Origin of the sequence: Methylomonas aurea (genome assembly GCF_024505045.1) — a bacterium.
GTDB lineage: Bacteria > Pseudomonadota > Gammaproteobacteria > Methylococcales > Methylomonadaceae > Methylomonas > Methylomonas aurea.
The window spans coordinates 302790-324229 of the sequence record NZ_JANIBM010000002.1; the positions used below are offsets into that span (position 1 = coordinate 302790).

Annotated in this window: 20 protein-coding genes; 11 read left to right on the top strand and 9 right to left on the bottom strand. The window is 57.8% G+C overall.

The window, feature by feature from the left end:
• Positions 1–119 precede the first annotated feature (119 nt).
• From ccmA to hemN, 10 genes are read left to right on the top strand one after another with little or no spacing between them, the layout of a single operon-like run.
• Positions 120–752 carry a cytochrome c biogenesis heme-transporting ATPase CcmA gene (ccmA, locus tag NP603_RS03155; RefSeq protein WP_256609473.1) on the top strand — a complete coding sequence of 211 codons (633 nt, stop codon included), beginning with the start codon at positions 120–122 and terminating at the stop codon, positions 750–752.
• Complete coding sequence (ccmB, locus tag NP603_RS03160; RefSeq protein WP_256609474.1) at positions 743–1417, top strand: heme exporter protein CcmB; 675 nt, start codon at positions 743–745, stop codon at positions 1415–1417. The genes ccmA and ccmB overlap by 10 nt, the downstream gene beginning before the upstream one ends.
• Positions 1417–2178: a heme ABC transporter permease gene (locus NP603_RS03165; RefSeq protein WP_256609475.1), complete on the top strand. Its 762-nt coding sequence runs from the start codon at positions 1417–1419 to the stop codon at positions 2176–2178. The genes ccmB and NP603_RS03165 overlap by 1 nt, the downstream gene beginning before the upstream one ends.
• Positions 2175–2342, top strand: a complete 168-nt coding sequence (ccmD, locus tag NP603_RS03170) for a heme exporter protein CcmD (RefSeq protein WP_256609476.1) — start codon at positions 2175–2177, stop codon at positions 2340–2342. Before NP603_RS03165 ends, ccmD begins: the two co-directional genes overlap by 4 nt.
• Positions 2339–2773 (top strand): cytochrome c maturation protein CcmE, encoded by a 435-nt coding sequence (gene ccmE / locus NP603_RS03175; protein ID WP_256609477.1) that lies wholly within the window; start codon positions 2339–2341, stop codon positions 2771–2773. The genes ccmD and ccmE overlap by 4 nt, the downstream gene beginning before the upstream one ends.
• On the top strand, positions 2770–4716 hold the full coding sequence (locus NP603_RS03180) for a heme lyase CcmF/NrfE family subunit (protein WP_256609478.1): 1947 nt from the start codon (positions 2770–2772) through the stop codon (positions 4714–4716). The genes ccmE and NP603_RS03180 overlap by 4 nt, the downstream gene beginning before the upstream one ends.
• Positions 4713–5243 carry a DsbE family thiol:disulfide interchange protein gene (locus NP603_RS03185; RefSeq protein ID WP_256609479.1) on the top strand — a complete coding sequence of 177 codons (531 nt, stop codon included), beginning with the start codon at positions 4713–4715 and terminating at the stop codon, positions 5241–5243. Before NP603_RS03180 ends, NP603_RS03185 begins: the two co-directional genes overlap by 4 nt.
• The gene (locus NP603_RS03190) at positions 5240–5698 is read left to right on the top strand and encodes a cytochrome c-type biogenesis protein (RefSeq protein ID WP_256609480.1); all 459 of its coding nucleotides are present in this window, start codon (positions 5240–5242) and stop codon (positions 5696–5698) included. The genes NP603_RS03185 and NP603_RS03190 overlap by 4 nt, the downstream gene beginning before the upstream one ends.
• Positions 5695–6912 carry a c-type cytochrome biogenesis protein CcmI gene (ccmI, locus tag NP603_RS03195; protein WP_256609481.1) on the top strand — a complete coding sequence of 406 codons (1218 nt, stop codon included), beginning with the start codon at positions 5695–5697 and terminating at the stop codon, positions 6910–6912. Before NP603_RS03190 ends, ccmI begins: the two co-directional genes overlap by 4 nt.
• Positions 6912–8291 (top strand): oxygen-independent coproporphyrinogen III oxidase, encoded by a 1380-nt coding sequence (hemN, locus tag NP603_RS03200; protein ID WP_256609482.1) that lies wholly within the window; start codon positions 6912–6914, stop codon positions 8289–8291. Before ccmI ends, hemN begins: the two co-directional genes overlap by 1 nt.
• A gap of 23 nt (positions 8292–8314) precedes the next feature.
• Here hemN and NP603_RS03205 read toward each other — a convergent pair whose 3' ends face one another.
• The 8 genes from NP603_RS03205 to NP603_RS03240 all read right to left on the bottom strand — a co-directional run bounded on the left by NP603_RS03205 (position 8315) and on the right by NP603_RS03240 (position 19350).
• Positions 8315–8890, bottom strand: coding sequence for a DUF4276 family protein (locus NP603_RS03205; protein ID WP_256609483.1), 576 nt, complete (start codon positions 8888–8890; stop codon positions 8315–8317).
• A gap of 35 nt (positions 8891–8925) precedes the next feature.
• On the bottom strand, positions 8926–10074 hold the full coding sequence (locus tag NP603_RS03210) for an AAA family ATPase (RefSeq protein WP_256609484.1): 1149 nt from the start codon (positions 10072–10074) through the stop codon (positions 8926–8928).
• Between the two features lie 51 nt (positions 10075–10125).
• The gene (locus NP603_RS03215; RefSeq protein ID WP_256609485.1) at positions 10126–12207 is read right to left on the bottom strand and encodes a carbon starvation CstA family protein; all 2082 of its coding nucleotides are present in this window, start codon (positions 12205–12207) and stop codon (positions 10126–10128) included.
• A gap of 196 nt (positions 12208–12403) precedes the next feature.
• Positions 12404–13786, bottom strand: a complete 1383-nt coding sequence (locus NP603_RS03220; RefSeq protein ID WP_256609486.1) for a DUF3526 domain-containing protein — start codon at positions 13784–13786, stop codon at positions 12404–12406.
• Positions 13783–15195: a DUF3526 domain-containing protein gene (locus NP603_RS03225; protein ID WP_256609487.1), complete on the bottom strand. Its 1413-nt coding sequence runs from the start codon at positions 15193–15195 to the stop codon at positions 13783–13785. The genes NP603_RS03220 and NP603_RS03225 overlap by 4 nt, the downstream gene beginning before the upstream one ends.
• On the bottom strand, positions 15192–15914 hold the full coding sequence (locus tag NP603_RS03230) for an ABC transporter ATP-binding protein (RefSeq protein ID WP_256609488.1): 723 nt from the start codon (positions 15912–15914) through the stop codon (positions 15192–15194). Before NP603_RS03230 ends, NP603_RS03225 begins: the two co-directional genes overlap by 4 nt.
• A 16-nt stretch (positions 15915–15930) precedes the next feature.
• Entirely contained in the window at positions 15931–18354 is a 2424-nt protein-coding gene (locus NP603_RS03235) for a TonB-dependent receptor (protein WP_256609489.1), read from the bottom strand.
• A gap of 45 nt (positions 18355–18399) precedes the next feature.
• Complete coding sequence (locus NP603_RS03240) at positions 18400–19350, bottom strand: HupE/UreJ family protein (protein ID WP_256609490.1); 951 nt, start codon at positions 19348–19350, stop codon at positions 18400–18402.
• 378 nt (positions 19351–19728) lie between these two features.
• On the opposite strand from NP603_RS03240, the gene NP603_RS03245 reads away from it, so the two are divergent.
• The gene (locus NP603_RS03245; RefSeq protein ID WP_256609491.1) at positions 19729–20220 is read left to right on the top strand and encodes a cytochrome P460 family protein; all 492 of its coding nucleotides are present in this window, start codon (positions 19729–19731) and stop codon (positions 20218–20220) included.
• 21 nt (positions 20221–20241) lie between these two features.
• On the opposite strand, the gene NP603_RS03250 is transcribed toward NP603_RS03245, so the two are convergent.
• Entirely contained in the window at positions 20242–21189 is a 948-nt protein-coding gene (locus tag NP603_RS03250) for a histone deacetylase family protein (RefSeq protein ID WP_256609492.1), read from the bottom strand.
• Between the last annotated feature and the right edge of the window lie 251 nt (positions 21190–21440).

Here is a 21440-nt window from a genome sequence, read left to right on the forward strand (position 1 = left end):
GGGCGATTATCGCATAATTAGCGGGATTTTCTCGGTCGCCAAGTTGGGAAGCCGGCCGTTGTTAGTGTTAAGATAGCGCCCCTCTTATGACTCGAACCACCGAACCTAGGGACAGTAGAATGGAAAACGTGCAACATGCGACGCTGGAAGTCAGGGATTTATCCTGCTTTCGCGACGAACGCTTGTTGTTTTCGGCATTGAACTTCGAGGTAGAGGCCGGGCAATCGTTGTTACTGGAAGGTGCCAACGGCAGCGGCAAGACCACGCTGCTGCGCATCCTGTGCGGATTGCGCGAAGCCGATTCCGGCCGGATCATCTGGTGTGGCCAGCCGGCCGAGGCTAGCAATTATTACCGGGATATGGCCTACGTCGGTCATGCCGACGGCACCAAAAAGGAATTGACGGTATTGGAAAATCTAAAATTCGCCCTGGCCCTGGGCGTACCGGGCAAGTATCAAATCGACCAGGCCTTGGACAAGGTCAAACTGGCCGGTTTCGACGACAATCCGGTGCACACGCTGTCCGCCGGGCAAAAACGGCGCCTGTCTTTGGCTCGCTTGTTGATCACCCAAAACGTGTTATGGATACTCGACGAACCTTTCACTTCGCTGGATAAACAGGGTATCGCCTTGATCGAGTCGCTGATCACCGACCACATCAGCCACGGCGGCATGGCGGTACTGACCTCGCACCACGATCTGCGCATGGCGGACCTGAATCTGAAACGTATCCATCTGCAAGCATGCCACTGATACGCGCCTTTCTGGCCATCATTCGCCGCGATTTGCTGCTGGCGTTCCGGCGCCGCGCCGAAATGGCCAATCCGTTGTTTTTCTTTGTGCTGGTGGTCACCTTGTTTCCGCTGGCAATCGGTGCCCAACCCAATCTGTTGCAAGCCATGGCGCCGGGCGTAATCTGGGTGTCGGCGTTACTCGCGACCTTGCTGTCGCTGGATAGCCTGTTCCGCAGCGATTTCGAAGACGGCTCGTTGGAGCAAATGCTGCTTAGCCCGCATGCCTTGTCGGTGTTGGTGTTGGGCAAAATCGTCGCCCATTGGCTGGTCAGCGGGCTGCCGCTGTTGCTGGTCGCGCCGCTGCTGGCCTTGTTCTTGGGGCTTCCCGAGCAGGCGATGGGAACTTTATGGCTGACATTGATCTTAGCTACTCCGTTATTGAGCCTGATCGGTGCTATCGGCGTGGCCTTGACGGTCGGTCTGCGCCGCGGCGGTATGTTGTTGTCTTTGCTGGTGTTGCCGTTATACGTGCCGGTGCTGATTTTCGCCAGCGGCGCGGTCGATCGTGCCGCCGGCGGATTGCCGGTCGGCGCCCAATTGAATATTTTGTTGGCGATGTTGCTGGCGGCGCTGGCCCTGGCGCCGTTGCCGACCTCCATTGCGTTAAAAATGAGTGTTAATTGATGTCCTGGATACCCGCGCCGGTCAGCCGGTTTTTTCACCGTACTTCCTCGCCGCCGCATTTTTATGCGCTGGCCGACCGTTTCATCCCTTGGCTGACGGCCATTTTTCTGCTGTTGCTCGGCGCCGGCCTTTACGGCGGCTTGTATCTGGCGCCCACCGACTACCAACAGGGCGACAGCTACCGGATCATTTATATCCATGTGCCGGCGGCCTGGATGTCATTGTTCGTCTACGTGATGATGGCAATAATGGGCGGCATTGCCCTGGTTTGGCGGATGAAACTGGCCGAGGTAATGCTGATCAGCAGCGCCCCGATCGGCGCCGGCTTTACCTTCGTCGCGCTGGTCACCGGATCGCTGTGGGGCAAGCCGATGTGGGGCACCTGGTGGGTTTGGGATGCCCGTCTGACCTCGGAGCTGATTCTGCTATTCCTGTATCTGGGCGTGATCAGTTTGTACGGCGCGATCGAGGACAAACGCAGCGCCGCCCGAGCGGTGTCTATCCTGGCTTTGGTCGGCGTGGTCAATATTCCGATCATCCACTATTCGGTGGAATGGTGGAATACGCTGCACCAGCCGGCGACGGTCAGCAAACTGGATAAACCGTCGATTCACATTACGATGCTGGTGCCGCTGTTGCTGATGGCGATCGCGTTCAAGTTTTACTACCTGATTGCCGTATTGCAGGCGGCCAAGCTGGAATTGCTGAAACGGGAAACGTCGTCGCAATGGGTGAAAAACATGTTGGAGAAACAGGCATGAGTTGGGAAAGCTTTTGGTACATGGGCGGTTACGCCGCTTATGTCTGGCCGGCATACGGCGTCACGGCGCTGGTGTTGGCAGCGAATTTGGTGTGGCCGGTCTGGCAACGCAAACAACTATTCCGGCAACTGGCCATCAAACAAAAACGCGCGCAGTCCAAATGAAACCGATCCGCAAACAGCGCCTGCTGTTAATCCTGTTAATGTTGGCCGGCCTGAGCTTGGCGGCTTTTTTTGCGTTGAAGGCATTCAACGAAAATCTGATGTATTTCTTCTCGACCAGCGACGTCGTCGCCGGTAAGGCGCCAAACAATACGGTATTCCGGCTGGGCGGCATGGTCGTCAAAGGTAGCGTGCAGCGGCCCAACGCCGACTTGCTGGTGCGTTTCAAACTGAGCGATTTCAGCCAGGAGGTCGCGGTGGAATATTCCGGCATCTTGCCGGACTTGTTCCGCGAGGGGCAGGGCATCGTCGCCAAAGGCCGGCTGGATGGCCGCGGCGTATTCGTCGCCGAGGAAGTCCTGGCCAAACACGACGAGAATTACATGCCGCCGGAAGTGGCCGGTAGTCTGAAAAAACCGGCGGAGCAGCCATGATCCCGGAAATCGGCCATTTCGCGCTGATCCTGGCGCTATGCATGGCGTTGGTTCAAGGCACGCTGCCCATCGTCGGGGCCGGCAAGGCGGTTAGCGGCTGGGTCCACGTCGCCCGGCCGGCCGCATTCGGCCAGTTGGCGTTCATGGCGCTGGCCTACGGCTGTCTGACCTATGCCTTCATCAGCCACGACTTTTCGGTGGCCTATGTCGCCCAAAACTCCAATACCGAACTGCCGTTTTTGTACCTGATCTCCGGCGTATGGGGCGCACACGAAGGCTCCTTGCTGCTGTGGGCATTGGCCTTGTCGATCTGGACCGGCTTGGTCGCCGCCTTCAGCGCCCGGATTCCCGATCCGACCCGGGCCCGGGTGCTGGGCGTGATGGGCTTGGTCAGCGTCGGCTTCATTTTGTTTTTGCTGTTGACTTCCAATCCGTTCGAACGCCTGTTTCCGGCACCGGCCGAAGGTCGCGACCTGAATCCGTTGTTGCAGGATCCCGGCTTGGCGATTCATCCGCCGATGCTCTACATGGGCTATGTCGGCTTTTCGGTAGCCTTCGCTTTTTCCATTGCCGCGCTGCTGGAGGGACGCCTGGATTCGGCCTGGGCGCGCTGGTCGCGGCCCTGGACCAATGTGGCATGGATGTTTTTGACGCTGGGTATCACGCTAGGCAGTTGGTGGGCTTACTACGAACTGGGCTGGGGCGGCTGGTGGTTTTGGGATCCGGTCGAGAACGCCTCGTTCATGCCCTGGTTGGTCGGTACTGCATTGATCCATTCCTTGGCCGCCACTGAAAAACGCGGAGCATTTAAGACCTGGACCGTGCTGCTGGCGATTTTCGCCTTCTCGTTGAGTCTGCTCGGTACCTTTTTGGTACGCTCCGGCGTGTTGACCTCGGTGCATGCCTTCGCCAGCGATCCTGCCCGCGGTTTGTTCATCCTGATTTTTCTGGGCGTGGTGGTCGGCGGTTCGTTGCTGTTGTACGCGATCCGCGCGCCGCAAGTGAAAAGCTACGCCCGCTTCGAACTGGTTTCGAAAGAGTCGGTATTGCTGGTCAATAACGTTTTGCTGGTCGTAACCGCCGCCAGCATTCTGCTCGGCACGCTGTATCCGCTGGTGGTCGATGCCTTGGGTCTGGGTAAATTGTCGGTCGGTCCGCCGTATTTCAATGCGGTGTTCATCCCGTTGATGGCGCCGCTGGCGTTGGTGGTCGGGATCGGCGTGTTGCTACGCTGGAAGAGCGACGATATCAAAACGTTGGGCGCGCGCCTGCGCGGTTTGATTGCCGGCTGCATCGGCATCGCGTTGCTGGCACCGTTGGCGATGCCGTTTTATTCGTGGGGCGCCGCGTTGGGTGTGGCCTTGGCCTTGTGGACTCTGGCGGTCAGTGCTTTTGCCTTTAAACAACGCCTGCAAAGCTGGTCCTGGCAACGCTTGAAGCAAATTCCGGCCGGTTTTTACGGCATGACCTTGGCGCATATCGGGATTGCGGTGTTCGTAATCGGCATCAGCTTCACGTCGGTCTACAGCATCGAACGCGACGTGCGTCTGGCGCCGGAGGAAACGCTGGATCTATTCGGTTACGTGTTCCAGTTTCACGGCGTCACCGCGAGCGACGGCCCGAACTACCGCGCCGAACAAGGCCATTTGAGCGTCAGCCATAACGGAGAAACCGTCGCCGAGTTGGCGCCGCAAAAACGCGTGTACCGGGTGCAAACCATGCCGATGACCGAAGCGGCGATCGACGCCGGCCTGTTTCGGGATTTGTTCGTGGCCCTCGGCGAACCGTTGGGCGAGCAGGGCGCCTGGAGTTTGCGAGTCTATTATAAAGCCTTCATCCGCTGGATCTGGCTGGGCGGCGTGTTGATGGCATTGGGCGGGTTGCTGGCTGCCTGCGATCGCCGCTATCGGTTGCCGAGTAAACAAACCGCTGAAAATCGATGAAATATTTATTGCCGTTACTACTGTTTATCGCCTTGTCGGTATTTCTGGCGATCGGTTTGAAATTGAACCCGCGCGAAATCCCGTCGCCGTTGATCGACAAACCGGCGCCGGCTTTCACGTTGCCGATTCTGGCAACGCCGGACAGGAGTCTGAGCCAAACCGACATGAAAGGCAAAGTCTGGCTGCTCAACGTCTGGGCCTCCTGGTGCGTGTCGTGCCGGGAAGAACATCCGCTGTTGAACCAGTTGGCCAGACTGAACAAGGTCACGCTGGTCGGTCTGAATTATAAAGACCAGGCCGACGCTGCCCAGGGCTGGCTGGCAAAGCAGGGCAACCCGTACACCGTCAGCGTCATGGATAGCGAAGGTCGTACCGGCATCGATTACGGCGTTTACGGCGTGCCGGAGACTTTTGTTATCGATAAGCGCGGTGTGGTGCGTTACAAACATACCGGACCGATTCAACCCGGCGATCTGGAAAAACTGTTTTTACCGCTGATTCAACAGTTGGAGGCGGAAAGCGCATGAAATATTGGTTTATCCTGATGTTGTTGTCGTTGCACCTGGTCCAGGCCAGGGCCGAAATCGAATACCGCGACTTTAAGCAACCGGAACAGGAGCAGGCCTACCAGAGCCTGATCAACGAGCTGCGCTGCCTGGTCTGCCAAAACCAGACCATCGCCGACTCCAACGCCGACCTGGCCAAGGATCTGCGCCGTCAAGTCTACGAAATGCTGCAACAAGGCAAATCGCGCCAGGACGTGGTCAATTTCATGACCGAGCGTTACGGCGATTTCGTCATGTATAAACCGGCGTTCAAACTGAAAACATTTTTGCTCTGGCTGGGGCCGGTGCTGTTCCTGTTCGTCGGTCTGGCCGTGGTTTGGACCTTGCGCGCCAAAGGCGCCAGTGCGGATAAGGAATTGTCGGCCGCGGAGCGGGAGAAATTGAAAAAAATTCTGGAACAGGGTGACGACGCGTGACTATCGAGTTTTGGCTGGCGATAGCCGGATTAGTGGCCGTGGCTTTGGCCATTTTGTTGCCGCCCTTATTTAAAACTGCGCCCTTGCATGACGCCGACGGCGAAACCCGCAATAAAGCCATCGCCCGGCAACAATTGGCCGAACTGAAACAGCAACTGCAAGACGGCGTACTGACCCAAAGCCAGTTCGATGCTCAGTACCAGGAATTGCAACTGGCTTTATTGGATGAAATCCAGCAAGACGCACCGGCTCAGGCTGCGCTCAGGCCCGGAACCGGGCGCTGGGTGATTCCGCTGCTTGGCCTGGCGGTGCCTGTATTGAGCTTGTTTCTCTACCTGACGCTGGGCGAGCCGCAAGCCCTTGCCAAGGCTGAACTGGCGCAAAATCAGGCTAAAGCAGCCGATAATGTGCAGAATCTGGTCGCCGCGTTGGCGCAGCGCCTGCAACAACAACCGGACGATCTTGAGGGCTGGATGATGTTGGGTCGGGCCTATTTGTACATGCAACAATACGATAGCGCCGCGCAAGCGTTTGCCGAATTGAACCGGCGTAAACCGAACGATCCGGCAGTAATGCTGCACTATGCCGACGCGTTGTCGATGGCGCGTAACGGCCAGATGCGCGGCGAACCGGCCGCACTGGTCTATCAGGCATTGAAACTGGTGCCGGAAGACCACACCGCGCTATGGCTGGGCGGTATGGCCAAGGCCGAGGAAGGCGACTTTGCCCAAGCCATCGCCTATTGGCAAAAACTGTCGGCCATGTTGCCGGAGCAAGACGAAACCCGGCAGCAATTGCAGAAAATGATTGCGATGGCGGAAGCCGAAAGCCAGCAAGGCACTTCCAGTACGTCTGCCGCGGCTCCGGTCGAAATCAAAGTCGATGCCGCCCTCGCTGACGAGCTGAAAACCAAGGCAAAACCGGACGACACGCTATTCGTTTATGCCCAAGCGTTGACCGGTCCGAAAATGCCGTTAGCCATCGTCAAGCAACAGGTAAAAGACCTACCGCTGCAAGCCGTACTCAACGACAGCATGGCCATGCAGCCGCAAACCCATCTGGCCGATTTCAAACAGCTGCGTATCGTCGCCCGCATATCCAAATCCGGTAACGCGATGCCGCAACCGGGCGATCTGCTCGGCAGTGCCGAAGTCAATCTGGACGGATCGCAGACGGCGGCCGTAAGCGTGACCATCGATCAGGAACTGAAATGATGGATCAATCGATAAAATTCGATCTGGACTTGATCAAACGCTACGACAAGTCAGGCCCGCGCTATACCTCGTATCCGACCGCGTTGGAGTTGCACGAAGGCTTCGGCGAGGCCGAGTACCGTCGGCACATCGAAAAATCCAATGCCGCCGGCGGGCCGCTGTCGCTGTACTTCCATATTCCGTTCTGCGACACCGTCTGTTTCTATTGCGCCTGCAACAAGATCGTCACCAAGAACCGCGCCCATGCCGTGCCGTATCTGGACAATCTGTGCCGGGAGATCGAGATGCAGGGGGCTCTGTTCGACCGGAGCCGGCCGGTCAACCAATTGCATTGGGGCGGCGGTACGCCGACCTTTTTGAACGCCGAGCAAATGCGGCGGCTGATGGACACGACTCGGGCCAATTTCAATCTGCACAGCGACGACAGCGGCGAGTATTCGATCGAAGTCGACCCGCGCGAAACCGACGACCGCACCATTGCCGAGCTAAGAGCCTTGGGGTTCAATCGCATCAGCCTCGGTTTGCAGGACTTCGATCCGGACGTGCAAAAAGCCGTCAACCGGCTGCAGAGCAAGGAACAAACCTTCGCGGTGCTTGAAGCGGCGCGCAAGGAAGGCTTCCGCTCCACCAATATCGATTTGATTTACGGCTTGCCGTTACAAACCGTGCACAGCTTTGCCGATACCCTGGATCAGGTGTTGGCCTATGCCCCGGCCCGGTTTTCGATTTTCAATTACGCCCACATGCCCAGCCGTTTCAAAACGCAGCGCCAAATCGACGAAGCGGCCTTGCCGTCGCCGGCGGCGAAACTGGAGATTTTGCAAATGGTCGGCCAAAAGCTGACCGATGCCGGTTATGTCTACATCGGCATGGACCATTTCGCCAAGCCGGACGACGAATTGGCCGTGGCCCAACGCGAGGGCAAGCTGTACCGCAACTTCCAGGGTTACTCCACCCATTCCGACTGCGATTTGGTCGGCTTGGGCGTGACCTCGATCGGCCGGGTCGGCGACGCCTACATGCAAAATTACAAGGAACTGGACGAATACGACGCAGCCATCGCGCAAGGTAAATTGCCGGTGTTTCGCGGCGTGGATCTGGACGACGACGACAAACTGCGCCGGGCCGTGATTACCCAACTGATTTGCCATTTCGAACTGAGCTTCGAACACATCGAACGGGAATTCGGTATCGTCTTTAACGACTATTTCGCCGCGGAATTGGCAAACCTGCAGCCGATGAAAACGGACGGTTTGTTGGATTTAACAGCCGCCGGCATTCAAGTATCCAGCGCCGGCCGCCTGCTGATCCGCAACATCTGCATGGTATTCGATAAATACCTGGCGCAAAAACAGCAGCAGTTTTCAAAGGTGATATAAACATCGCCGCGGATTTTCCAGCGTTAATTATTCTGCCGCAAACGAATACCAAGTTGATTTAGGCGGCACCTGGCTTTCCTCAAACTGGGTGAAAGTTGCGCTGCTCGTTCAGGGCTCCAATCATTAGCTACCATTTCCGTCAGACGGGCGTTGTAACCGATACCTTGGCTCGCCACTGATCCGGTTTTTTTGACTAAATCTGCGCGGATATCGCGCTTGGCGGATAAGGCCAGCTTTAACAATTGCTGTTTGGGGTCGAACAAAGTGTCGGGTTCCGCAGGTAGCTTGCCTTTTTCGCCGAGCAGGTTACGCATGGCTTTATGGTCAGCGAGTAGCCACGACTCGACTTCTCGGACCGCGATTCGTATGATCAAATTTTCGGGTCTGGCTAGTTTGCCGTACCATGCATCGAGTAATGTTTTTGGACATGCCAGTTTATCAAGGTCCGTAATAATTACGACTGGTTGTTGTTGGGCTAACTGACACCAATTCGACATTTTCGACTGTAAATAGCCGAAACCATTTTTGCGGAGTAATGGTTCAATTTGAACGGGCAACGACAGTTCATTGATAAGCCGTTGGCCCACGGCTTCACTCAAAGCATCTTCGGTTGCAAGTGCTATGGGGCGGAGTATTACCATAAGCCAAGTTGATTAACTGACGCTGGCCGAGTTTTGGGTAACACGACTTCGGCAACTGAAAATCCCGAATCAAGAGCATTCATTTCTGTGTCTTGCAGCGTTCTGGCCTTTGTGCCTTCCGCACTGCTCTCCAGTAACAAAACTCCCCGCCCATCGATACCCGGATTACTCAATAATGCTTCGCTATGTGTACTTAAAATAATTTGCCGTTTTACTTTTTTATTTCGCTGGAGGCGGTGCAGAATTAACGGTATTTCTTTTACTATCGCATCGTTCAACGAGATTTCCGGCTCCTCTAGCAATAGTAAGGAATTGCCGTCCAACAAAGCCCATAACAGACCTAGTAACCGCAATGTCCCGTCCGAAAAATGTTCTTCGGATTGCCAGCCGGCGTTCGGCCTATGGTGCGCATATAGCGCATGAAGATGTGGATGCCCAAGGTCATCCTTTTCAAACCGAAGTTCTTTAAATTGTGGTACGGCTTGAGTAAGCGCAACATTAATTTTGGCGAGGCGGGAGTTACGCGTCTTTTCGTTGGTTCTGGCGAGACGTTCCAAAAAGCCTTGACCGAACGGATCGTCTTCCAGACGTTGCCCGCCGATCTTGTCAGCATATTTGAGAAGTTGGGGCACCAGATGCAGGTAAGTCGTTGCCCCAAAGAAATCAACCAATTCTCGGAAACTGCCGTTTGCCTGAATTTGTTCTAAATGGGTTTGAGTCAACAGCATGCTGTCTTTTCTATCATCGGAGTTTGGACGGCTCAAAATTAATTCATTGCCTTTCCAAACCTGCTCCTGAGAAATTAATAGCCTTTGAGCCCCTTTGCCTTCCGGTTTAAATGCCAGAATGTAACGCCAATTTGCCGACATATCGGCACTGTCCGCCAGCTCCACATCGATTTTAACTTCCGGGTCTCGACGAGCATGTAGGCAACGTAATTTACTGATACCACCGCGGTCGGCGACGGCGGTCTGCAATCCACCGCCTTTAGATTTACTGATGTCTCTTAAAAACCGGAATGTATCAAGTAAATTGGATTTGCCGGATGCATTCGGTCCCAGCAAATAGGCTGTATCGCGCAATGGAACATCGAGCGTTTGAAAATTACGCCAGTTTTTTAATCTAAGATGGGTAATCAGCATCAGGTATTCGTGAAATTTTGGAATGGTTAGTCTAAAGTTCGCCGCGCTTTGCTAATCCCTAACCCAATTCTCCACCAACCGGCTCGGTATATGCGGCGATTCGCTGGATTGCGGGTAGGGCTGGCCGCTGGTCACCCGGTAGATCACGCGCAGCATGTCGGCCAGCAGCAGCCAGGTGATCAGCATGAACAGGCAGGTCAGGCCGGCGTTCAGGTAGTCGTTGAAAATCAATTGCGGCGCGCTTTTCAGTTGCGCGGCCGGCAGCGAACCGCTGGCGATTTTCGCCGACAAATCGGCGGCGTGCGCCAGAAAACCGATGCGTAAATCCTCGGCGAACAATTTCTGCCAGGCCGCGCTGCTGGTGACGATAATCAGCCAGGACAGCGGCAGGGCGGTCACCCAGGCGTACTTCAGCTTGCCGGATTTGACCAGAATCGTCGTCGCCACGCACAGCGCTATCGCCGCCAGCATTTGGTTGGCGATGCCGAACAGGGGCCACAGGCTGTTGATGCCGCCTAACGGATCGATCGCCCCCATATACAGGAAATAGCCCCAGGCGCCGACCACGGCGGCGCTGGTCAGTAAGATGCTGGCGTAACCGCCGCTGCTGCCGCGGCCGATATTGAAGTTGCCGAGGATGTCCTGCAGCATGAAGCGGGCGACGCGGGTGCCGGCGTCCAGCGTGGTCAGGATGAACAAGGCTTCGAACATGATCGCGAAATGGTACCAGGCGGCCAGCAGATGTTGGCCGAACACTTGGGCGAACAAACTGGCCATGCCGACCGCCAGCGACGGCGCGCCGCCGGTGCGGGCGAACAAGGTCGATTCGCCCATGGTCTGCGCCAGTTGCTGCATTTGCTCGACGGCCACCGGAAAGCCCCAACTGCTGATTTTCGCCACCGCTTCCGCCGCTTCCTTGCCGACCACGCCGGCCGGGCTGTTGATGGCGAAATAAACTCCCGGCTCCAACACCGACGCCGCGATCATCGCCATGATCGCGACAAAGGATTCCATCATCATCGCGCCGTAGCCGATAAAACGGGCGTCGGTTTCGTTAGCCAGCAACTTGGGCGTGGTGCCCGACGAAATCAGCGCATGAAAACCGGATATCGCGCCGCAGGCGATGGTGATGAACACGAACGGAAACAATTTGCCGCCGAAGATCGGGCCGCTGCCGTCGATAAACTGGGTCAAGGCCGGCATTTTCAGCTCGGGTCGCAAGATCAGAATCGCCACGGCCAGCGCGGCAATCGTGCCCAGTTTCATGAAGGTTGACAGGTAGTCGCGCGGCGCCAGCAGCAGCCAGACCGGCAACACCGCGGCGGCGAAGCCGTAACCGATCACCATCAACGCCAGTTCCGGCGCGTCGTAATCGAACCAGCCGCGGATGGCGGGATTTTCGTCGATCCAGCCGCCGCCGACCACGGCAAATACCAGTAAGGACACGCCAATCAGCGTCGCTTCCAGCACCCGCCCCGGCCGCAAATGGTTCAGATACATGCCCATCAACATCGCGATCGGTATCGTCGCGGCGACGGTGGCGGTCGCCCAGGGGCTGTGTTTCATCGCATTGACCACGACCAGGCCCAGTACCGCGATCAGGATCACCATAATCGTCATCACGCCCAGCATCGCGGCGCCGCCGCCAATGTTGCCCAATTCGTCCTTGGCCATCTGCCCCAGCGAGCGGCCGTCGCGCCTGACCGAGAAAAACAGGGTCACGAAGTCCTGCACGCAGCCGCCCAGCACCGCGCCGATCAGGATCCACAAGGTGCCCGGCAGATAGCCGAACTGCGCGGCCAGCGTCGGCCCGATCAACGGGCCGGGACCGGCGATGGCAGCGAAATGGTGGCCGAACACCACCCATTTGTGAGTGGGCATGAAGTCGCGGCCATCGTCGAAGCGTTCGGCCGGCGTGGCCCGGCTGGCATCAAGCACCAGAACTTTGGCGGCGACGAAGGCGCTGTAAAAGCGGTAGCCGAGCGCGTAAACGCAGACCGCGGCGACGATCAGCCACATGCTGCTGATGGTTTCGCCGCGCTGCAAGGCAATACCGGCGATGGCCCCGGCCGCGGCCAGAGCGACGAGGCCCCAGAATAGGTTGATGGGAAGCGAGTGCTTGTTGCCTGACATGACGATTCCTGTCTGAAAGTCGGATTGGGATGCGATGGATTTCGCAAAATGGTAGCACGCCGCCGGCGTTCGCGGCAGGCGCTTTATCCCTAAGACCCTGCCGTTCGCTACCAAGTGCAGCCGGTCCGGCCGCATCGCGCTTGCCGGTCGGCAAGATCGCGGTGTTGTGTATCGACCGGGACCGGAGCCGCCAACGCTAAAATTGCGAGAAGCGCCGCCGTAGCGCGAGCAGAACGGCCAGCATCGATGCCGCCGAGAGCGCCTGCAAGCCGATAAGGCCGTTGAGTTCGGCAACGTCGAAGGACTGATCGAAATCGAATTGCGGCAACGCCGCTTGCTGCGCTTCGTTCCAGGCGGCGCGGGCCATGATGGACGGCACGAAGTACGCTCGCCAGCGGTCTTCGAAATCGTTGACGGCGGCGACGAAGCTGGCGTGCCGGGGCGCGTCCAGCCCGGATAAACGATCCGCCATCAACGCCACGGCCAAGGCCGGCGAAGTCCAGGACCAGCGCTGCATGAATCCGAATTGCTCGGCGCGGTGGGTTTCGAATTGCAGCATCAGCGGGCGAATCTGGCTGTCCAGTTGCAGGGCGGCCGGCAAGCCGGCGACTTCCCGCGGCAGTTTGGCAAGCGGCGTGTCGCCCAGCAGCTCGGGATGGGCCTTGAACCAGTCCGCCAGCAAATTTTGCCGCTGCTGGTTGGAGAGTTCCTGCAACCGGCGGATTTCGATAATGGCGGCCATGCGCGACGGCTTGGGTCGGGTCTGGTCGGCGGCCCAATGCAGCGCCGCCGGCACGCCGAAGGTCAAGATCAGCCAACTGCCGAGCAAGCCTATCGCCGCCGCACCCGAAGAAATCGGCAGCAACAGGAACAAGCCGGCCAGACTGAACCAGAACAGCACGTAGCTCAGGCTGATCAAGCACCAGTAAGCCAGCGCCGACAGCGCCGAGCCGCTATCCAGCAAAAACGCCAGCAGCGAACTGGCGCAGGCGACCAGTGCCACCAACAGCAAACGCCAGCCCAGGCTGCACAACACCAATTGCCACGGCCGCGCGGTTTGGGTGCAGACCAGGCGCCAGACCCCGCTTTCGCGTTCCTCCTGCACCAAGCCGTAGCTCAAAGCGATGACGACCAGCGGCGTCAACAGGGCGAACACGCTGGCAAAGTCCAGCAACCCGAATTCGTAACTCAACGGATTGAATAATTGGTCGCTGTTGCGGCCGTCGGTATGGCGGCTGCGACTGGAGACTTTAATGGACGTGCCGACCAAATCGGCTTGGCTGACGTTCAGCACCAAACCGCCCAGCAGCGGCAATTGCAGTGGCGCCCGGTCATTGCTGGCGGCATAGGCCCCATCGCCGCCGTCATGCGCGTCCGCCTTCGGCGCGTCGTGCATCTCCGCGGCATTGGCGGCCGACGCCGCAATTTGCGGCGCCGCCGCGGCAGCGCGAATCTCGCTGGCCCTGAGTCCGGACCAGACGGCACTCAGCCCCATCAAGACCGCAAAAATCAGCAATATCGCCGCGTTCAGCGGATTGCGCCGGATTCTGATCCATTCTACTTTGACGATAGCCATCATGGCGCCAACCTCCGTGCTGAATGAGCCAACAGCCACAGTGCCGCCCCCAACCAGGCGCCGAGCACCGCTAGCGGCAGCAGGCTGGCTTTTAGCGAAAATCCGACCGTGGGAACGGTGTAAGCAAAGTCTCGCACGCTGCGCCAATCGGTTTCCGCGCCTTTGGCGGAGCGTTCGGTGCCGTGGCTGCGTTCGCGGTCCCAGTCTTCGGTCAAATCGATGAAATAACGCCGATATTCCTCCGCGGCGTCTTCGAAATCGCGTTGGTGCGCCAAATCGGTGCCGGCTATGGCCATCGACAACGAACGCAGCGCCAGACTAGGCCCCAGCCAACCGGCCAGATGCGCCAGTTGCTGTTGGGTGGCGAAGTTGGCGCGCAGGCGATCGAAATGCAACTGGTGGACTTTGCTGGAGTAAACGTCGTTATATTGCCGATTCAGCGAGACAAAACCCACCGGTAGCTGCTCTTTGCTGGCAACGCCGTATTGGGCTAGCACTTGGGCTTCGAAGGCCGTTTCGCGTTGTTGCTTGGAGCCGTCGCCGGGCAGACCTTGGGCGATATCGGTCTTGATCGCATCCCAAAATTGGCTGGCACTGGGGTTGGGCGCAAGCACATCGCCGATCGCGGCGCCCAGCCGTGGGGCGACGAACACGCTGCCCATCCAGAACCCCAGCAGGCAAAACAAGGTGTTGCGGCTGGTGCGAAAGTAGGCGGAGGCGCCAATCGATAAGGCGGCGAACACCGTGTAATACGCCAGCAGGCCGGCCAGTAGCAGGCTCAAGCGCAGCAGGTCGTCGATCGCCAGCTCGAATTGGCCGGCCAGCGTCAGCGCCGCCAGTAACACGGCGGGCGACATCACCAGCCAGAACGCCGTCAGCAGCCCGAGCAACTTGCCGAACAACAACGCCCGCGGCGCCACTCCTAAACTATGCAACATGCGCAAGGTGCCGCGTTCGCGCTCTTGCGACACCGAATTGAAACTGAGCGCGACGATCAACAGCGGCAACAAGGCATAAAGCACGAAGCTGCTGCTGGCCTGTCCGAAGCGATTGGCCAATACGTCGTCGGCACTCGGATTGAAACGGGTCAAGTTACGTTTGTGCGGCTCCAGCCACAGCGACTGGCCGGTAAACGGCGTCAAGCCCGGATCTATCGCCGCGCTGGGCAAATCCGGCTTGAACACGTAAATACCGTAGTGCGCGGCGGCATGGGGATTCTTGACGCTCTGCGAATTCCACTGTTCCTTGGCCGTCGCGCCGACGCGCTGTTTTTCCAGGCGCTGTGCCTGCAACTGGTAACTGGAAAACAGAAAAAAGCCGGCGAACAAAACAAACAGCGACAGGCCCAGCACCAGCAAGCGGCCGTCGCGCAACGTGGTGGCCAGTTCCTTGCGCATGACAATGGCGATCATGCCAACCCCCGGGCATGCGCCAGATATTTGCTTTCCAGTTCGTCGTGTTGCACGCTGTGGGCATCGAACTCCTCGACCAGCCGGCCTTGCTTCATGATGCCGATGCGGTCCGCGACTTGCTTGGCGTTGAACAAATCGTGGGTCGCCATCAATACCGCCATGCCGCCGTCCGCCGCGGCGCGGATGCGTTGGGCAAAATCGTTGGCCGCGCTCGGGTCCAGGCCGGAGGTGGGTTCGTCCAGCAACATGGCTTTGGCGTGCTTGGCGCTGGCGATCGCCAGACCGACTTTTTGCCGCATGCCTTTGGAATACTGGCCGACCCGCTTGTCGTGAGCATCCGCCTGCAAGCCGCTGTCGCTCAACAAGCGGCCGGTCTGCTCCCGGCCCAATTCGATTCCGGCCAGCGCACAGAAAAACCGCAGGTTTTCCGCGCCGCTGAGCAGGTCGTACAAGGCCACGTTTTCCGGCAGATAGGCCAGCTCGGACTTGACCAGCTCCGGTTGGTCCTGCAGCGAGCGGCCGCCGATCAAGACCTGGCCGCTGCTGGGACGGTTAAATCCCAAAAAGGTGCTGATGGTAGTGGTTTTGCCGGCACCGTTGCCGCCCAGCAAGGCGTAAACGCAGCCGGCGGGTACCGCTAAATTCAGTTGGTCGATCGCCCGGTGTTGTTGGTATTCCACCACCAAATTGCGGGTTTCGAGAATGTGGGTTGTCGTCATGGGTGAACAGTTGGGGTTAGTACTTAACGGATAAGCTGACATAGTAGGTGCGTTGCGCCAGCGGATTATTTTCGTAGACATCCTGGTCCAGAATATTATCGATACCGGCCGACATTGTGCTTTTCAGATTGTGGTATGTCGGCAGCCTGTAGTTGGTTTTGAAGTCCACCAGCGTGTATTCGTCGGAGCCGTTAAATACGTTGGCTTCCGTATCGACGTTGGTAATTTGGTGGAACATGTCGCTACGGTAGCGGACCGATGGCGTGACATCCCATTCCGGCAGTATATGGTAAGTCGCTTGAACATTGGCCTGCAAACGAGGCGTCCGCGGCCACTCGTTACCGGCCAGCCCCGGCGCCTGAGGATTCTTGACGATTTGCTTGTTCAGGAAAATGGTATTGGCTGCAAAATCCAGCGGCAGGCCGAACAAACCGTATTGCTGATACGTCAAGTCGACACCGATCGATTCGGTTTGCCCGATCGCCAGATAGGTGTTCGGCCCGTTGCCGCCGGCCAGTAGCGGATTATAGGAAAATATTTCATCGTTGATTTGGTCGTAAAAAAAGTTGGCCCTGACCAAGCCCTGATGCAGGTCGTACTGAACCATGAAGTTATGAAAATAACCATTTTCCGGCCCCAGGTTAGGATCGGCGAATGTGGTTCCGGCGACGGTATTCTTGCTGGCAAATAATTCTTCAGCCACCGGAAAACGATAGGCTTTGGAGAACGAATAACGCAAAGTCCAATTATCCGGCGAATACTCGATCGCGGCTTTAGGCGAAATGCGGTCCTGGCTGCGGTCCTCGTAGTTCTGGATGCGCCTGGCGTCGGTAGCGCTACGGTTGTAGTTGTAAAAATGGCCGCCTATCGTCTGAAAATGATCATAGCGCAAGCCCGCCATTACGCTCCAATCCGGCAGGAAACGCCATTCGAGCTGCGAAAACAAGCTGTTGGTCTGGGTTTGCCCGCCCGAGTCGCTGATTTCGTTACCGCGCATGCCGCTCGCGTAAACGCTGCTGTCATAGACCCGATTATTATTGTTGCCGTGTACCAACTGGTAGCCGCCCATAAAGGATAAATCGTCGCGGCCGAATAACTGGTCGGTGGCGAGTTTCAGGTCGTAAGTCGCCCACCAGTTACTGACATCGGTAATTTGTCCGGGCAGTTGGCCGTTGACCAGGGCGTTGGGGTCCAGTTGAGCGCCCCTGGATTGCAGGCTGGTATCCTTAAAGGCGTCGTAAAAGCTGGCCGTGGTGTCGATGTGCCAACGCTCGCTGATCTTGCCTTTGAGGCTCAAGCCGTAATTCAAGGCTTGGCGGTTCTGTTCCTGCAAACGGAAGCCATTCAACGGCACCGTGAAGTTGTAGCCGTCTTGCGTATAGTAATTGGTAAAACGCCCGGCGTTATTGGTGCTATTGCTAAACAAGGTTTGCCCGCTGGCAGGATTTTTGGACAGGGCCAGCGGATCGTTGTTGTATTTGTTGCGCTCTTCGTAGGCGATAGTAAATCGGGCCTGCAAGTCATCCGTCAGGTCGTAAGAGGTTTTCAGTTTAAACAAATCGGTTTCGGCCCGATCGATGCCCGAGTCGCCGAAAATAAAATTCCGGCCGCCGGTCGGGCTCGGAATCAGTTGTGCCCCGGTGACCGGGATGGCTGTGGCGCCGACGGCCAGATTGCTCGGTAAACCGCGCGAGGCGACTGATGTGCCGATCGGGTCCATCGGTTGGCCTTGGTTTTCCATGTGGTTGTATGAGAGGTACACCCGAAATTTATCGATACGGTCGCCGCCGGAAACGAAGGTACGAAACCCCTGCAATACCTGATCGCGGCCGCCGCGGCGCATGTCCTGAAAGATGCCGGTGGCGCTCATTTCCGCTTCGAATTTATCCGGCATGCGGGTGTTGAAATTGACCACGCCGCCGAACGAGTGGCCGTCGTACTGGCTGGAAAATGGCCCGAACAGCACGTCGACCGATTCGATTTCGTTCGGCGCGACCATCGACCAGCGCGGTGCGGCGGTGTGGCCGGCGTTAACCATGTTGTAAATCGGCATGCCGTCCGCGAATACCATGGTATGGGCAGACTGGGTGATATTCGAACCGCGCATCGCGATCGGTGCGTTCGCATCCCCCGGGTAGCGACGACGGACGTTGACGCCGGGAAGGTAGCGCAAAGCATCCTCGATGGTAACTTCGTTGACTTTAGTTTCGATGTCCGCCCGGTTTACCGTCAAACTTGGCGTGGCTTTGGTGGTGTTGGGAAACTTGGGTTTGCCTGTTTCGGAATCGACGACCACTTCGCTCAACGTTTGCGCCGAATCCTGGGCTTTGTCTTTAGCGGGCGCGGTAGTAGCGCGCGGGTCTGCTTTAACGCTCGGTCCGACGACGGAAGCGATGGTAAACGCCAATACGGTTTTGGCGAGTTGCACTGGAATTTTCATGGGTATGCGAGCCTTGATTGCTGAATAAAATCGGGAAAGTACCCACTAGCGGCGGGTAGCGTTGGCGATATCGCCGGAAGTTGCCGTTGCGCGGCAGCGGAGAAACTGGTGCAAACGCACTGAAAGCCGGGAAGGCTGAAAGCGGGAGATGAAGCAGGGGGCCCATGCCGTCGAGGGCTGGGGCGCGAGCGGTATGGCGGACGAGGCTGGCGATACGGTAATGGCAGGCAATCGCGGTGGCGAGGTGCGACCGACGCCGTTACTGGCCATGCTCAAACCCGGCGAGTGGTTAATCTCAGGAAATAGCCGTCTGAATCGGTAAGCAACCGCGGCCGGCGGCGCCGATTCGATTTGGGGCGGGAAGCATCCGGCGTCGGCAGGGGGCGTTTGCCTGAACCGCGCTTGAACCCGCTCCACGGCTTCGGTCTGCATCCGCTTGGAAACGGCGAGCAGCGCGTCCGGAATATTCACCTTTACCGCACCGATTGCAGGTTGTTGCGCCAGCGTCATCGAAAAAAAACAGCCGACCGCCAATATCACGCCTTTGGTGAAGACGATCCCGACGCCGTGCAATAGCAAGGTTGCCGATACGAAACCGCACACGTACGAAATCAAACCGGCGGAGGCCGAAATCTCCTGGCCGTGGGCAAAGCCGTGGCAAAAACCGAACAATGCAACGATCGCTAAGTTGGTATTGGTGCTGAAACGCAGGTTGCGCACGATCAATACGCCGAATACGGCGCATGACAGCAGAACAATAGTTTCGATCTGCGGCAGGTAGCAGCCGAGCGCTCCGGCCAGACCGCCCAGGCTCATCACGCCGACGAATGTGACCGGCAGCATCCAAATCGCATGCCCGCGCAATTGTGCGGCCCAGATGCCGACCGCCAACATCGTGACCAAATGATCGTTGCCGGCAAACGGATGGGCGAAACCGCTGCTCAAACCGCCGCGTTCGACATTCGCCAATAAAAACCAGCCAGCCAGCCAGCGCAATCAGCAGGACCAGCACCCATAGCCGACGTTTATTGGCTTGCGAAAACGCCGGGCTTGAGGAAAGGAAAAAATCGCGCATGGTCGAGATTATGAAGTTTGAGATAAACTTCACATTCTAAACAGCCGTTAAGGAATGGCGCAAGTTGCATAAGCCAACAAAACCATTCCTGCGGGCCAATTGGGGGCGACAGGTAGCGACGATGCCTTTGAATTAGCCGATCGCTGGGGCAGGCATTGCCGCAGCGCTTGAGCGCGTAGCGAATCCGGAATCACGTTGGTGAAATATCAGGCTGGGCTCAGCGGTTTTGTATTGGTTGCCGCCCTATGGAGCCGTTACAATCCGTGCCGCTGTTTTATATGACTATTAACGGAGGGTGTATGTACAAAACGATTTCCGGCGGCCGGCTGCTCGCCGCCGCTTTGATTTTGGTTGCCAACGGCGTTGCCGCCGAAACCGTGCCGGCCGCGAAACCGGAGCACGGCGAATATCGGGATTGGCGGCTGTTGGGCGTGTCGCTGCGCCACGAAAAGAACAGCATGCGGGCGATCGTCGGCAACGACGTTGCCATCAATGCCGCGCGGGCCGGCAAGACCAAGCCTTGGCCGGATGGCAGCATCATCGCCAAGATCAAATGGGCCGAGCGCAAGCATCCGAATTGGGAACAAGCCTCGGTGCCCGGCGAATTCACCGCCGCCGAAGCGATGGTCAAAGACAGCAAGAAATACGCGGAGACCGGCGGTTGGGGCTTCGGTATCTGGGAAGGCAAGACTTTAAAAATGTACGACAAGGAGCAATCAGCGCCTTGCTTCGCTTGCCACGCGCCGATGAAGGACGCCGATTACGTCTACACCCTGCCGAATCTGCAATAACAACGGATCGAAGGAGGGCGGTCAACCGCCCTCGTTGACCAAGCCCATCAAAGCCGCCACATGCGCGGCGGCGCTGTTTGCCAGCGCCCGCAAATTGTAGCCGCCTTCCAGCACCGAAATCAGGCGCCCTTGACAATACTCCTCGGCAATCGCTCGCAATTGTGCGGTCAGCCAATGGTAATCCGCCTCCGTCAAGCGCAACGAGGCGAGTGGGTCGTCTTTGTGCGCGTCGAATCCGGCCGAAACCAAAACCAACTGCGGTGCGAATTTGCGCAAGGCCGGAAATACCGTATCGCAATATTTTGCCCGAATTACTTCGCCGTCGCTGCCGGTCGCCAGCGCCAGATTGAGAATATTGCCGGCGCCGTGTTCCGCAGGATGGCCGCTGCCGGGGTAATGCGGCCATTGGTGGCTGGATATGTAGAGCACTTGCGGCTGGTCGTAAAACGCGGCCTGGGTGCCGTTGCCGTGGTGGACGTCGAAATCGACGATCGCGATCCGCTCCAGGCCGTAGCCCTTGCGCGCATACTCGGCAGCTATCGCTACGTTGTTGAACAGACAAAAACCCATCGGATAGTCGGGCATGGCATGGTGTCCGGGCGGGCGCACCGCACAGAAGGCGTTGTCGGCTGCGCCGCCGCAGACCTTATCCACTGCATCGCATACCGCCGCGACGGCCAGCAGCGCCGCCTGGCGCGAGCCGGGAGAAACCACTGTGTCGGCATCCAGGTTGGCCAGGCCGTGTTCCGGAATATCGGCCAGCAGTTTGGCGATCATGGCCCGACCGTGAACCAACGCGATTTTGTCTTGAATGTCGTCCGGCAATGCCGCTTGCACGTGCGCCAGTGCGGCGAATTTCGGCGCCGCGAGCGCTTCGGCGATGGCTCGCAACCGCTCGGGACATTCCGGATGGGCCAGCCCGGTATCGTGGGCCAGAAAATCCGGATGGCTGTAATACAGTGTGCGCATAAACATACTCCCGCGAAACGTGCTTCAAGGTATTCGGTTCCGGTTTGGGTTCGCCTGGCTGCAGTTTATCTTAAAGTCGCACGAAAACTCTATGGATATTAATTATTTACACTGTCCTAACCGGCCGGTGCCGCCATCGGCGCGGAATCGGCCGGATCGTGCCTCAGAAATTCGGATTTTCTCTGCCGCCAATATCCCTGGGCCGATATTTCCGTGCAAAAAAATGATAAATCTATTCATATCAATATGTT